The organism is Lactiplantibacillus sp. 30.2.29 (assembly GCF_018991255.1).
GTDB lineage: Bacteria > Bacillota > Bacilli > Lactobacillales > Lactobacillaceae > Lactiplantibacillus > Lactiplantibacillus pentosus.
In genome coordinates, this window is record NZ_JAGYGU010000022.1 from 22,253 (window position 1) to 37,160 (window position 14,908).

Sequence of the window (14,908 nt, forward strand, 5' to 3'; positions counted from 1 at the left end):
TAATGCCCTTTTTTGAACCACCAACGGCAAAAAATAATTCAGTTAGTATTCAAAGCGTGCCAGTAGAAGACGATAATATTGTCAACTTTTTGTCGCCAACTGGTAGTAATGAGTATGTTAGCGCCAAGGATGCTTTGGAAAATTCAGATATTTATTCAGCGGTTAATCAAATATCTGGAGACTTAGCCACGGTACAATTAATGGCTAATATGCCACGAGCGCAGGGAATCCTAAACAACCCTAGTACGACAGCTAACGGTCACACGTTTTGGCAGTCTATGTATTCACAATTGTTATTGGGTGGTGAATGCTTTGCATATCGTTGGCGTAATCCTAATGGCTTAGATCTACGCTGGGAATATTTGCGACCGAGCCAAGTGCAAACCTACTTATTGGATGACGGTAGTGGCTTAACCTATACGGTTACTTTTGATGAGCCTAACTTGGGCGTTCTTCAATATGTACCACAGTCTGACATGATTCATATTCGCTGGGCTAGTACTGATGGCGGTATGACGGGTAACAGTCCATTAAAAGCATTATCGAATGAGTTACAAGTCAAGAGTTCATCTAACAGTTTAACGCTGGCTGCACTAGCACGTTCAATTAGCGCTCCTGGTGTCCTGTCTATTCAGCACGGTGGGCTGCTAAGTGAGAAGATGAAGGCCAGCCGTTCACGTAACTTCATGAAACAGGTGAACAAGTCAAACGGTGGCCCGGTAGTTATTGATCAACTTGAAGATTACAAGCCGCTAGAAATGAAAGCCGATGTTACTAAGCTGTTAAGCCAAACGGATTGGACGAGTAAGCAAATTGCTAAAGTTTTTGGCATTCCTGATAGCTATTTGAATGGCCAAGGTGACCAGCAAAGTAATATCGACCAAATTAAAGGCATGTACACAAATGCCCTTAATCGCTATTTACAGGCGATTTTAGCTGAGCTGGATAATAAGCTTAACGCTAAAATTACGGCTAATATACGGACTGCTGTAGACCCATTGGGAGACTCATTTGCAGCCACACTATCAGGGCTAGCTAAAGATGGCACGATTGCCAATAATCAAGCAACTTGGTTATTACAGCAGACTGGTTATTTTCCGGATGAAATGCCTGATGCTAAGAATCCAACGACACAACAAGTTGTGATTCAATCAGGAAAAGGAGATGATAATGATGACAAAGAAAGTGATGATTAAAGGCGATATTGTTGATGATCAAACAGCCGGTTTCTATCAGTTTTTTGGAATGCCAGCAGTATCACCTTCGGGTGTTGCTGATATTTTAAATGATGACAGTGGCGATGACGATGACGACAGTGATGATGAAGCACTTGAAGTAGACATCGCTTCCAATGGTGGCGATGTTTTTGCGGCTAGTGAAATTTACACTATGCTAAAGAATTATGCTGGCAATGTAACAGTTAATATTCAAGGCTTAGCAGCTAGTGCGGCAAGCGTGGTTGCTATGGCTGGCGATCATATCAACATTTCACCAACTGCTCAGATTATGATCCATAAAGCCTGGTCACAGCCAGCTGGCAATGCTGACGATTTGGAACATGAGGCCAGTATTTTAAATGGTATTGATCAATCGATTGCCAGTGCTTATGAAGCTAAAACTGGCATGGATCAAGCTGACTTGCTACAGCTAATGGCAAATGAAACATGGTTAACCGCTAGTGATGCCGTCGATAAAGGCTTCGCTGACGAAATTATGTTTGCTAATGATCAACAATTGCAACCGGTGAACGCTATTTCACACATTCCACCTAAATCTGCAGTTAATAAGCTGCTGAATCTCATTTACAAGGCTGACAAAGATAAAACTAAGCCGTCTAAAGAAGAAAATACTACTAATAGTCAATCTGCTGAATTACGAAACAGCAAGTTGGCTATTTTATTTGGAAAAAATCAAAAGGAGGCCAACTAATGGCTAATATTAATACAATTAATGATGCTTGGATTGCCCAAGGGCAAAAGGTATCAGACTTGAACGACAAGTTAAACGCAGCTGTCCTTGACGACAGCTTTGACCAAGAAAAATTTAAAGCAATGAAACAAGATCGCGACAATGCGGTTGCCCGGCGTGATGCTTTACATGAACAATTGGAAGAAGAACGCAAGGCTCAAGAAATTGCCAATATGGATGATAAGGACAAGACTCGACTTGATGATGACGAAGAAGACATCAAAGCTAAGTTTATCAAGAACTTCCAAGGCATGATTAAAGGTGACCCGAAAGTTATGAACTTGGTAACCTCCTCTACCGACGAAGCTGGTAACGCAATTGGTTTGACTATTCCTCAAGATATTCAAACTGCAATTAATACACTGGTTCGTCAATATGACAACCTTCAACAATATGTTAATCGGGAAGCTGTTAGCACCCAGACGGGATCACGAGTTTTTGAAAAATGGTCAGATGTCACTCCATTGATTGATTTAGATGATGAAACAGCCACCATTGGTGATAATGATGATCCAAAGCTTACTTTGATTAAGTATGTAATTCATCGTTATGGTGGAATTACGACGGCAACAAATTCATTATTGAAAGATACTGCTGACAACCTTATGGCATGGCTTACCCAATGGATTGCTAAAAAGGTTGTTGTTAGTCGTAACACTAAGATTATTGAAGCCATGAATAATGCGCCAAAGAAGCCAACCTTAGCTAAGTTTGATGACATCATTGATATGATCAACACGGCTGTTGACCCAGCAATTAAGGCAACATCGTTCTTGTTGACGAACACGTCAGGATACAATGAGTTATGCAAGGTTAAGGACGCTATGGGAAATTACCTATTGCAACCAGATCCAACCCAGCCGGACCGCATGATTGTCCGCGGTAAGCGAGTGGTTATGATTGCTGACAAGTGGTTGCCAAATACTGGGACGGCAGCGGCACCAGTTTACCCATTGTATTATGGTGACTTATCACAAGCGGTTACTTTATTTGATCGAGAAAATGCGTCATTGTTAACGACTAATATCGGAGCTGGCGCCTTTGAAAAGGACCAAACTAAGATTCGTGTGATTGATCGTTTTGATGTTGAAGCTACTGATACGGAAGCCTTTGTTGCAGGTTCGTTTAGTAAAATTGCTGACCAAACGGCCAACTTTGCGGCGAGTGCTGCTACAACGACTGACGGGAAGTAATTAGCCAACTATGTCGCCAATAAATACACAGTACAGTGACAATCTGGGCGGCTAAGTAAGGATGTGATTAAAGTGGCAGCCGATTTAAAAACATTAAAATCATCTTTGCGAATTGACGGTAATGATGATGACGAGCTGCTAAAAGACTACTTGTCTGCAGCCACTAGCTACATTAAGCAGTCCATTGGTGATGAAAACGGTGTTACTGGTTTTTATGAAATGGAAGGCGTAAATGACTTGTTTGAAACGGCTGTTTACGCCTTAGCTGGTTCATACTGGTATTATCGGACATCAATTACTTCAAACACTGTTAATCCAGTCGATTTAGTTGTTGATTCGATCATTGGTCAATTGCGAGGATTGTATAGCCAAAAGCAAGATGAGGTGAACGACAATGGCAATTAATAGGTTAACTCCAGTTGACTTTAACCAACGTATACAGATTGGCACTGTTAAAACTGTTCAAAATCCTATTAATGGGACTAGTAAACAGACATTTGTTAGTCAGTTTAGTTTATACTGTGCACCCTATACACGATCAATTGCGTCTTCGTATCAACTCACAGCTGAACAATTGGAGCAAGTAGTGGTCATTATTAGGCATAACCCTAAAGTTTATGAAGGCATTAAGTGTCAGTATAAAGGTAAACTTTACGATGTCATCAATGACAGCATAGATGATTCTAGTAATTATCTATCTTGCGATTATTTGACGCTAAAGCAGGTTACTAAGGGGGCCTAGCGATGGCAAACGATGATATGGCCGACCAATTAGAAAGTTGGCTTAAGAATGTTCACAAGCTAGTCCCCGATGAATCTGAACAAGAGAAGATAACCGCAGCTGGTGCTAAGAAGTTAGCTGATAACTTAACCGAAGCCACGAGAAAGAAACACTATTCGAGCCACAAAGACAAGAAGTACGGACACATGGCTGATAATATAAGCTATAACAGCAACGATATAGACGGTGAGCATGATGGAAGCTCGATTGTAGGGTGGACTAACAAGTTCCATGACATGAATGCCATGCGATTAAACGATGGTACCAAGTACATCAAGGCTGATCACTTTGTTGACCAGAACCTAGCCGACTCACAAGATGATGTCTTTAACGCCATGCTAGAAGAATATAAGAAGGGGGACGATGACTAGTGTTATTACCAGTATCACAGGTATCCAGCCTAGTTAACGCCCTCAATTTAACGTGGGTTGATAAAGTTTACCTGAATGAGATACCTAACGAAGATTTAGACAACACTGATAGTACAGTCATGCTACTGCAAGAGACCGATTCAAGCCCGGCCTACCTTGCAAACAGCACGTTTAAAGGCCTATCCATGGGTGTTGAAATTCAAATCTTTTATAAGGTTGACCTAGAAGATGACTTTAATCCATTGGAAGCTGAAATAGCTTTGATGAAGAGTTTTAAAGCGGCCGGCTGGTTAATTGTATCTAGTCAGCACCACACAACTGACCCGGATACGAACCAGATAACCAAAACAATTTATGTAACTAAGAATGAAATGATTTAAAGGAGAGATTCATAAATGTCAAAACACAACATTGTAAAAGCAACTTTTGCCTTGCTAGACGATAATGGCGACTTAATTAAAGACGCTGTCAAAGGTCTATCTACTGACGGGATTTATGTTGCTGACCACCAAGGTGAAGGTTTCAGCAAAATCGACGTGTCTACCATTGAAGCGGCCGGGACACCTGGTTGGGGTAATGGACAAATCAAGCGGACGGCTTATGGTAAGTCTATGCCTACCTTGGCCTTAACTGCCTTAGACTTAGACTTCAAGATTAACCAGATGCTAAAGGGGTTCACACAAAACGCTAATACCGGTGCATGGGTAAGACAATTGCCTAAGCCACACGTTGCGATGATTGCCGAATCTCAATCATTGGACGGTGACATCTCAATTTATGAATGCTTTAACAATATCGAATTCGTTGAAGAAGCATCTAACAACAGCACCGATACCAACAATGAAGCTGCCTACTCAACAGCCCTAAATGGTACTGTCTTAACGCCATTGAAGCCTAACATTTTCTTAGCTGCCAATGGGGTACAACAGCCTTATATGATCGCCAAATCAAATGATGACAAGTTTGATTTGGACAAGCTTTATGCCGAAGTATTCGGTGGCTACACTAAGTCAACGACCACTACAACGACCGTTAAAGGCTAGTAACATTTAAAGGCTTCCCACTAAGGGTGGCCTTTTAATACATACAAACTAAATTAAAGGGGTACAAATAAAATGAAAATTAATGCTAAAAACTATTTCAAAATCAACAAGACAGCCGATGTAACACCAACTAACAACATTATCAAACTGGCTACTAAGGTTCAAATTGGCATGCTAGAATCGCAGGATACTGAGAAAGAGATCACTGAACTAGACGCGATGAAAGATGGTTTAGAGTTACAGGAAGAAATGGCTGACTTTGTGCAACTGGTAATGGGATACACTGACAAGCAGATGGAAACGATTAATGATACCGTCTCAATCGAACGGTTTGGCGAAGGTGTTGGTTACCTAATCATGCGGTTAAATGGTATCTCAGACGATGACATTAAGTTGTCTGAACAAAAGCAACGCAAGGCAATTGAAGATGCTAAGTCGTCAAAATAAGCCGGCACAAGCGTAACAGTGAGATTAAAAAGGAAGTTCTAAAGTTGAAAAACCAGCAGGAGGACTTTAACCTGCTAGCGCAACAACTACTAACCGAGGGGTTATCACCAAAAGAATTTGATGATAGCTCCTTTTTTAGTATGATGGCAACTTTGAACGCTCGTAAGAAGGAAGACCGACCTGAACTGGTTGATCCACTAGAAGCCATTAATCAAACATATGGCTTATAAGCGCTTGTGCCTAGACATATTAAAACAAGGAGGTTAAATAAATGGCTAAGAAAGTAGTCGGTCGTGAGATGACCAGTAAAGTTGGCTTAGATAGCGCTGAGGCTGTTAAATCACTCAAGCAGTTAACTGCTGAGGTTAAAGCCAATACTAGTGGTTGGAAAGCCCAAGAGACGGCATTAAAGTCAGCCGGTGAGTATCAAAAGGCAGCCGCAGCTAGGGTAGATGGGCTAGCCAAATCAATGGAAGCTCAAAAGGCTAAAATTGATGAGTTAAAGTCCCGTCAATCAGGCTTAAACAGAAACACTAAAGATGGTGAAGAACAATATTTAAAGCTGACTGACCAGATTAACAAGGCTAGTCGGTCATATGACTCAATGGGTGGTCAACTAGATCGGGCTAAGTCTAAATTACAGTATTACAACAGCGGACTTGCAGACTTACAAAAGGGCTATAAACAAAGCACAGCATTGTCTAAGTCCTATGTTGAACGCCTAGAAGCCGAAGGCAAGTCCACTGAAGCTAACAAAGCACGTTTAGGCGGTTTGAAACAGGCTTATTCGAACATGGAGGCTCAATATAAGGCTCAAACTAGCGAACTTGAACGTATTAGGACTGCCAGTGGAGCTACTAGTGACGCTTATAAACGTCAGCAAGTGCGTGTTAATGAGACCGCAACAGCCATGGCTAAAGCTAAGACTAGCCAAAACGAGCTACTTAAGGCGATGGAAAAAGAGCCACATGCGTTCATGCACGGTGTTCGGTCTAAGCTTGATAGCATTGATGATAAAACTAAAAAGACATCTCATTTATTTGGCACAATTCTAGGTGCCCATCTAGTCGCAAACGGAATTACTAACGCTATTGGCCAAATCACTGCTAGTTTTGGTGCTTTAAAAGATTCCGTTGTGCAATATGATAATAAGCAACGTACAATGACGGCCACTTGGACTACCTTAACTGGATCTAACGGAAAAGGTAAACAAATGGTCAACATTGGCAATGAGTTAGCTTCAGCCTTCAACCAGAACATTAATGTGGTTGATGAACTTAACCAGAGTTTTTACCATGTGTTTGACAACGCGCCACGAACTAAAGAGTTAACTAAGTCTATTTTGACATTGGGTGACACGCTTAATTTAAGTGATGAGAATGTTACTAGATTAGGCACTAACTTCACTCATATGCTATCAAGTGGCAAAATGCAACTTGGTGACTTTAACATGATTAATGACCAGTTACCAATGTATGCTGGCAAAATGTTAGAGTTTGAAAAGAAACAACAACATAATAGCAAGTTAACCATGTCAACACTACGTGACCAGATGAGTGCCGGTAAGATTAGTGCTAAAGATGCCGAAGAAGTTATGAACTCACTTGGTAGCAAATACAAGGACGCCTCAGAGAACTTAATGAAGACCATACCCGGTATGGAACGGTCCATTAAAACTCAAATGCCGGCCTTACTAAGAGCAGTATACAAGCCAATTGCGAATATGAAGTCACCATTGATGGGCCAGTTTACCAAGCGGATTGGCAACAAGGATACTAAAGCCGAGTTTAAAGACGTTGGTAGTGCTTTAGCCTTACAAATCAAAGACATAACTAAAGCGTTTGCTGGTAAAAAATTTAATGTTGGTAATAGTCTCGATAAAATGTTGGCTAATCTAGCAAAAGGCATTGATAAATTAGGTGCTAACATTGTCGCTCATAAAAAAGATATTAAATCATTATTTAGCTCAATGAAGACTGCTTCTAAGACATCATTTAATGTGTTTGTGCAATCGCTAAAGGATATTGAACCAATATTGAAGATTGTCGGTGAGTTTGCTGAGAAACACCCTAAAGTATTCGCTGGTTTAGCTTCTAGTGCTTTTGTAGCAAGTAAGGGTATATCTGCATTAAAGCTAGCATTCAGTGGCTTAGACTTGGCTAAGGGCCTAGGTGGCAAGCTTAGCCGGATTGTGTTTAAGCCTAGGGTTGATGGTAGCGAAGGTAAACGAGAGCTAACTAAATTCGCAGGCTGGGTTAAAAAAGCTAGTATTGGCACTGGTCGCTGGTTAAAGATGGCTGCTAAAGTAACCACTGGTAAAGCCAAGAGTTTAATCAGTGGTTTATGGGCCCACACTAAATCAGTTGGCAGCAAGATTGGCAGAGGATTGAAATGGACGGCTAAAGTCGCTTGGAAGGGTGCTTCTAAAGCAGTCGGCCTATTATGGAAGGCTACTAAAGGCACTAGCAAACTGATTGGCAAGGGCTTGAAGTGGACGGCTAAGATTGCTTATAAGGGTGCTTCTAAGGCATTCAGTGTGCTAGGTGCTGGTATTAAAACACTAGGTAAATCATTTCTATCATTGGGCAGGTTGTTACTACTTAACCCAATTGGACTAGTTTTAACTGCTGTGGTCGCCCTAGGTGCAGCCTTTTACGAAGCCTATAAGCACATTAAACCGTTCAGAGAATGGGTCAATAAGACCTTTAAATCTATAGTTAACTTTGGCAAAGGCTTGCTAAAATGGGGCTCTAAGGCTGTTAAAACAGTTGGACACACTGTTAAAAACATTAGAAAGAAATTTGACAAATTTAAATCTGGCTTTAAAAAGAGCTGGAACAAACACTGGAATGCTATGACTAGTAAGTTGCATAGTGCATGGAATAGGTCATATAAGCATACTAGAGAGTTCTTCAGTAGTGTTGGTAAGAAGTGGAACGGCTGGAAGAAGAGCTTTAAGAAGAGCTGGTCAAATCACTGGAACAGTACAAAATCTGGCTTACACAATGCCTGGAATGGCTCATACAAGCACACTAAGCATTTCTTTAGTAACATGGGTAAGAAGTGGGTTGGCTGGAAAAAGAGCTGGTCACATAGTTGGAATAGTCATTGGAACAAGATGCGGTCTAACTTGCATAGCTACTGGAATAAAGACCTGAGCCATACTAGAGTATTTGGTAAATCCATGGGTCACTGGCTATCAAAATTCAAAAAGTCATTTAAGGGTGGCTGGTCTAGTTTAGGAACCGGCGTTCGTAACATATTTAAAGGCCTATGGAAAGACCTAAAGAAGTTTGCTAGAGACGGTATGAACGATGTTATCGACCTTATCAATGGTGGTATCAATGCGGTTGATAGTGTTATCCATACATTTGGTGGCAAGAAGAAGACTATTGCTGACTTGCATCATGTTCATTTTGCCGAAGGTACTGGTATGTTTAGTGGGTCACGGAATCCAATTACCAAGCCTACTATGGCAATGCTAAATGATGGTAATGACAGCCCACAAACTGGCAATAAAGAGATGGTCATGCTGCCTAACGGTGACTCAGGCATTGTTCAAGGACGTAACACTAAAATGCTGTTACCCGCTGGATCAGAAGTGTTAAGCGCTAGTGAGACAGCTATGTTGATGAGTATGCAAGACGTGACTAAGTACGCTAAAGGTACTGGCTTCTTTGGTGATATTTTAAACAGTGTTACTAATGGTATCTCAGGCGTGACTAGCTGGGTCGGTAAAAAGGTTAAGGGACTAGAGAAGTTCTTTAAGACCGCTGAAAATATCATTGCTCACCCGATTAAGTCACTTAAAAACCTATTTAGCTGGTCTTCTAAGGGCATCTCAGGTGTCATGAGTAACATTGGTCACGGCCTATTTAATGGCGTTGAGAAGCAAGCTAAGACGTGGTGGTCAACCCTATGGAACGGTGTCAGCAATAGTCTAGATGGTGGTTCTTCTAAATCTAGTGGCCTGTTAGGTACCATTAAAAAGCAGGTTGGTGGTGACTTTTGGTCATTTATTAGTAAGCTAGCTGACATGTTTGGCGATGATGGTGGTGGATCCATTGAGGGCGGCGCTATCACTCATAGCATGATTAACAAAGCCCTTAAAATGACTAAGGTTCCTCGTGAATACTGGTCTAAGATGCAGTCAGCCATTATCAAGACTGCTGATAGTGAAACTGGTAACCGAAATATCATGCAAACTATCTCAGATGTCAACTCTGCTAATGGTAACCCAGCCGGTGGCCCATTGCAGTTTACCAAGACAACCTTTGATGCGTTTGCCTTTCCGGGACACCATAACTTTAGATCAAGCTTCGACCAAGTGCTGGCGTTTCTTAACAACAGTGACTATCTTAATGCCACTGGTAATACCTCAATTTGGGGTCATGCTAAGTATGACTGGCTTCATAGTGGTCCACAAGGTCATAAGCGGTTTGAGAATGGTGGCATTATCAACACTAACCAGTTGATTGAGGTTGCTGAACATAACAAGCCTGAAATGGTCTTGCCATTGACTAACAAGAGTCGGGCTAACCAGCTAATCGCACAGGCTAGTCAGGTTGTAAATGGTAACAATGGTAGTCAGATTGCGTCTAATAGCAGTGAAAGTAGTGAGAAGCTTGATAAACTAATCAGCTTAATGTCAGCCATTCTAGGCAACATGGGCAGTGTTCAAGCAGTCATTGCTAAGTCAGACGTAGTTAATGCCGTTAAATCGGATAATAAGACAGCTTCACAGTATAGTCAAATGATGGGGTACTAATATCCCAGTAATCAAAGGGTAGTCCTTAAATGGGCGCCCTTTTTACATAGCTAAAAAGGAGGTTAAATCGTGACCTTACAACGAGATGATTTTGAATATGCCGGTTTAAATAGCCGGGACGATTTACAGGTTGAAATGGGTAACGTGGTATTACCTAGTGCACCGGCCATGGCTGAACAAGTGACTGATATACCGGCCATGTATGGTAACCAGTTTAATGGCACGGACTTTACCAGTCGAACAATTAGCATTCCAGTGTCAATCTACTGTGCTGATAATCAAGACAGATTTAATCAGATAATGCACAATTTAAGCGGGTTGTTGTTAAGCGATGACCCTAGTGATAATGGCAAAGAGTACCCACTAGTATTTGGCTTTGAACCTAAAGTAACCTATTGGGGGCATATTACCGCGATCAGTGACCCGGCCCCGATTAACCCGGGTATGTATGACATGTCACTAACCATTACCTTTGTTCAGTCTGACCCACGGGCAACCTTACCACAGGTTGAGAAGCCTTTAAATAATGGCTTAAACACGATTACTGTTGAGGGCACCGCACGAACAGCACCGGTTATTCAGGTCGTACCTAAACGGGATTTAAAGCACATTGGCTTTACCCTAAATGGTGGTGAATACGGGCTAGGGCCAGATAGCGATGAAGACCAAGCAGTGGCGGTACAGCCTTATACGCAGGTTGTTAACAGTGACGTATTAAATACCATGGCTGAATGGACTAATGATGCCAATGCCATTGCTCAAATGAAGACCGCTGGTGACTACATTTATCAAGGTGAAGCTGATAGTAACCGAGATACTCAAGTGTTAATGGTCAAGCTAGCTAATGGGGTTAAACAATATGGTAGTCATCAACCAGGCTGGTATGGCCCCGGTGTTCGCTTTACTGGCATGACTAATAGTCTGACTAACTACCGAGTTAAGACTAGAATCCACCATATCAAGCACTCAGGTACTCATAATGGGCGTGCAATGGGGCGGGTGGAAGTCCTGTTGTTAGACCCTAATGGGGCTACGATAGGCCGATTTGGTCTAGCTGACAGTGCTGGAGGTGGTACACCAACGTGCTACTTACAAATCACTAAGCCGGGTGGTGCTTTTGCTGGTGGTGATGGTAAGCATAAGACACTATTTATGGGTAAAGGCCCCTCAGGTAGCTCTAGGAACGGCCGTGACCAGAAGATTAAAATTAAGACTGGCACCACGACCAAGACAGTGGTTAAACGGTCACGCAACAGGCATGGCAAAGTAACCACTAGGACGATTAAGCGTAAAGTTAACAAGTATACAACGGTGGTCAACAAAGAAGAGAAGTCGGCGCTAAGCACTAGTTGGCTAGAACTCGATTTAATCAAAAATGGCAAGGTGTTTAGCTGGTCAATCACGCAATACTACACCAGCGGCAGGCATAATGGTCAACCATGTAAAGACCCTAAACGGTTCCTGATTGTACACGGCACATTTGTTGATAGGGATTCAAAATATCAGTCAGATTTAGGTGGTATCGGTGGGGTGTTCTTTAAGCACTCGATTACCGAGGATGACCAAAAGGTGGGCTATGAAAACCCTTATCTATCAATCACTCATCTAGACATTTACCGAGTTAATGATGTGGCTCAGGACGCACCTAAGTACATTGCTAATGCCGGTCAAGAGATTGTGCTGAATTGTGAGACAGATAGCACCACAGTGGGTGGTAAGCTAGCTAGTCCAATCTGGTCAACGGACTATCCTAAATTAAGCCCGGGGGTTAATAACCTGACGATGATTGGTGACTTAGATGACGCACAAATAACGCTTAAATATCTACCCAGATTACTATAGCAACACTTTAAAGGCTTCCCAATTAAGGGTGGCCTTTTTACATAACTAAAATAAGGAGGTTAACAGATGGCTTTAAATAACCAGTATTTAATCCTAGATTCAAATTTAAAGCGGATTGGTACCCTGACCGTTGATGGTGCCACTAAGTTCTCTAACGACAGCGTCAAGATTCAACTAGCCGACTCAGACACAACTAGCACTAGCTATGATGATGACGTTAATGTGGGTACTAATGACACGTTTAACGGCACGATTAACCTAAATGCCCAGTCTAAGAAGTTCGACCATCAAGGCTCATTAGACGTGATTCAAGGCCAACCAGACAGTGACAAAGTCGTGGCTGGTAACAATCTTGCCTATTATGACGAGCTATCAGGCCATTGGTATGTCATGCGCATATACAGTGTGGAAGAGAACAATACCGCAGCTGTTAAACACGTCACAACGGCTAACTTTACCAATTTATGCTTGTACAGTTTAGCTCATCATTATCCTATAGCTACTACTGCCAGTGCAAGCACGATTCAAACAGCCTTTAATCAGTGTTTTAACGCCACTGGTTGGACACTAGACTATCAGACCACTAATGTCATGACCCCGACAATTACCATTGATGGTAAAACGAAAGCTAGTACATTAGTACAGACACTCATTCAAACCTATGATGTTGAAATTGACCCTTATGTTGAGATTGATTCACAAGGGAATATCACGAAAAAGGTGTGTGTCATTACTGACCAGTTGAATAATGATGTGGTTTATAACGAGGCGGTATTCGGTAAGAATATGACTAGTATTAAACGGACAACCGTTTCAACACCTGTCACTAAATTGATTCCATACGGGGCCAACGGTAGCACGATCGCAGTGGTCAATGATGGTAAGCCCTATATCGTTGATGATGAGGCCAACCAGAAATATAACCCTGATTGGCAAGCTGGCCTGTACTATGAAGCCATTGTTACTGCTAATCAGATTAGTAACTCAGCCGGTTTAAAGTCATGGGCTAAGGATATGCTTAAGCTATACAACCACCCTAGAACGTATTATGAGGTGAATGTAACACCCAACTTTAATCCGCCATTAGGTGCCACAATTAGATTTAAAGATGAGTTAATTGAGCCCGTATTAGACGCTAGTGGCCGGGTTATTCAACGGACAATCAGCTTTGCTAACCCTTATGGCAACACGGTCGGCTTTGGTGAGTATACAACTGTTCAAGCAGCCACCCCAGCATGGATGATGCAGTATCAAAATGCACTCAGTAAGGCGGTTGATGAAGCTAAGAAGGACGCTAGTTCGATTAAACCGGTCGCTTTAACGCCTGACGGTAACAATTTCACTGATACCACCCAGACTAAGCGCTTAATCTTACAGGCTTGGGAAGGTAGCACCAATATCTCATCATACATTGACAGCAAGGGCTTTATCTGGCGCCGTTATAACACTGATGGCACAGTTGATAGTAGCTATAAACAAACGGGCTACTTAATCAATGCGGACAGTGATGATGTTGGTACCTTACATGGCACGATTGAATCCGACTATATCCAAGATGACCCGGAGATTAAGCTAGACACCACTGGTATCAGCTATTTAGGCGTCTATGGCCCTGATGATAATGGGGCGCATTCAGCAACTCAATATATGGCACGTTTAAGCAATGGTCAGTACCTAACTAGTCGTGCTCGTGATGACGGTGGCTCTGGTGATACCATGTTTGCTTTACAGGATAGCAAGTTTGCCGTGCAGTCGGTGATGTTACAAATCCATGGACAACATGGTGGGACGTTCGGCGTGCAGGAGGTTAATAACACGGTCTATATTTGGTCGATTGTCAGCTTAAAGAACGACCATAATTATATTCTCGTGCGGTTCCCATATGTAGCTGGCGTTACTTTACAGCCTACCGACAAGCGAGTGCAACAGGTTATGCCCCTTAAAGGGTATGGCCGCATTAACTATGACCGTCAACACGATATGGTCTCAATCGGTTATAACGATGGTAGTACCGATATTCTCAAAGCTAGTGACCTGTTAGCAGGTAATTACAACGTGTTATACAACTTTAATATCACGGATTATGGGATTGATTTTAATAAGAATACTTACCAATCTGAATGCTTAGACTTCCCTTACTTTTACTTTGCTGCCGGTGGTGGTGAAGAAACAAATGAGGACCCACATAAGGTATGGGCATTAAATGTCGTGCATAAAGGTGCTGAGTTTGAGGTTTATCTGGATAATGACCTAGACTTTCCTAACTTGACCGATGAAAACCGTGAAGTTGAAACTTGCAATGTCTTTTATCAAAATGGTCAGTCTTATATGCTGTTCACGTTTAACACCAATGCCTTATTAATTAATCCGGCTTCGATGGAACGTGAAAAGGTGTATACCATTCCAATGATAAAACGGTCAGCAGCTAGCACGATTGATAAGGGGACGATAAATGACAATGTTAATACAGGAGATTAAAGAAAGGAGGTGAATTA

General features: G+C 42.0%; 13 protein-coding genes. All 13 read left to right on the forward strand.

What is annotated here, in order from left to right; all coding sequences use genetic code 11:
- The first annotated feature begins 2 nt into the window (after positions 1-2).
- Positions 3-1,196: a phage portal protein gene (locus KGF65_RS12155; RefSeq protein WP_216748563.1), complete on the forward strand. Its 1,194-nt coding sequence runs from the start codon at positions 3-5 to the stop codon at positions 1,194-1,196.
- Positions 1,174-1,929 (forward strand): head maturation protease, ClpP-related, encoded by a 756-nt coding sequence (locus KGF65_RS12160; RefSeq protein ID WP_216748564.1) that lies wholly within the window; start codon positions 1,174-1,176, stop codon positions 1,927-1,929. Before KGF65_RS12155 ends, KGF65_RS12160 begins: the two co-directional genes overlap by 23 nt.
- Positions 1,929-3,161 (forward strand): phage major capsid protein, encoded by a 1,233-nt coding sequence (locus KGF65_RS12165; RefSeq protein WP_172637685.1) that lies wholly within the window; start codon positions 1,929-1,931, stop codon positions 3,159-3,161. The genes KGF65_RS12160 and KGF65_RS12165 overlap by 1 nt, the downstream gene beginning before the upstream one ends.
- Positions 3,162-3,233: 72 nt before the next feature.
- Positions 3,234-3,566: a head-tail connector protein gene (locus KGF65_RS12170; protein WP_216748565.1), complete on the forward strand. Its 333-nt coding sequence runs from the start codon at positions 3,234-3,236 to the stop codon at positions 3,564-3,566.
- On the forward strand, positions 3,556-3,903 hold the full coding sequence (locus KGF65_RS12175; RefSeq protein WP_063494096.1) for a phage head closure protein: 348 nt from the start codon (positions 3,556-3,558) through the stop codon (positions 3,901-3,903). Before KGF65_RS12170 ends, KGF65_RS12175 begins: the two co-directional genes overlap by 11 nt.
- A gap of 2 nt (positions 3,904-3,905) precedes the next feature.
- Positions 3,906-4,313 carry an HK97-gp10 family putative phage morphogenesis protein gene (locus KGF65_RS12180; protein ID WP_216748566.1) on the forward strand — a complete coding sequence of 136 codons (408 nt, stop codon included), beginning with the start codon at positions 3,906-3,908 and terminating at the stop codon, positions 4,311-4,313.
- Positions 4,313-4,693, forward strand: a complete 381-nt coding sequence (locus KGF65_RS12185) for a DUF806 family protein (protein WP_216748567.1) — start codon at positions 4,313-4,315, stop codon at positions 4,691-4,693. Before KGF65_RS12180 ends, KGF65_RS12185 begins: the two co-directional genes overlap by 1 nt.
- A 15-nt stretch (positions 4,694-4,708) precedes the next feature.
- Complete coding sequence (locus KGF65_RS12190) at positions 4,709-5,356, forward strand: phage tail protein (protein ID WP_065674488.1); 648 nt, start codon at positions 4,709-4,711, stop codon at positions 5,354-5,356.
- A 72-nt stretch (positions 5,357-5,428) separates the two neighbouring features.
- Positions 5,429-5,803: a phage tail assembly chaperone gene (locus tag KGF65_RS12195; RefSeq protein ID WP_088770043.1), complete on the forward strand. Its 375-nt coding sequence runs from the start codon at positions 5,429-5,431 to the stop codon at positions 5,801-5,803.
- Between the two features lie 44 nt (positions 5,804-5,847).
- Positions 5,848-6,033, forward strand: a complete 186-nt coding sequence (locus tag KGF65_RS12200; RefSeq protein WP_065674490.1) for a hypothetical protein — start codon at positions 5,848-5,850, stop codon at positions 6,031-6,033.
- Positions 6,034-6,074: 41 nt separating this feature from the next.
- Complete coding sequence (locus tag KGF65_RS12205) at positions 6,075-10,571, forward strand: tape measure protein (protein ID WP_216748568.1); 4,497 nt, start codon at positions 6,075-6,077, stop codon at positions 10,569-10,571.
- A gap of 69 nt (positions 10,572-10,640) precedes the next feature.
- Positions 10,641-12,413: a phage tail domain-containing protein gene (locus tag KGF65_RS12210; protein ID WP_216748569.1), complete on the forward strand. Its 1,773-nt coding sequence runs from the start codon at positions 10,641-10,643 to the stop codon at positions 12,411-12,413.
- Positions 12,414-12,479: 66 nt separating this feature from the next.
- Positions 12,480-14,891: a phage tail spike protein gene (locus KGF65_RS12215; RefSeq protein ID WP_216748570.1), complete on the forward strand. Its 2,412-nt coding sequence runs from the start codon at positions 12,480-12,482 to the stop codon at positions 14,889-14,891.
- Positions 14,892-14,908 lie beyond the last annotated feature (17 nt).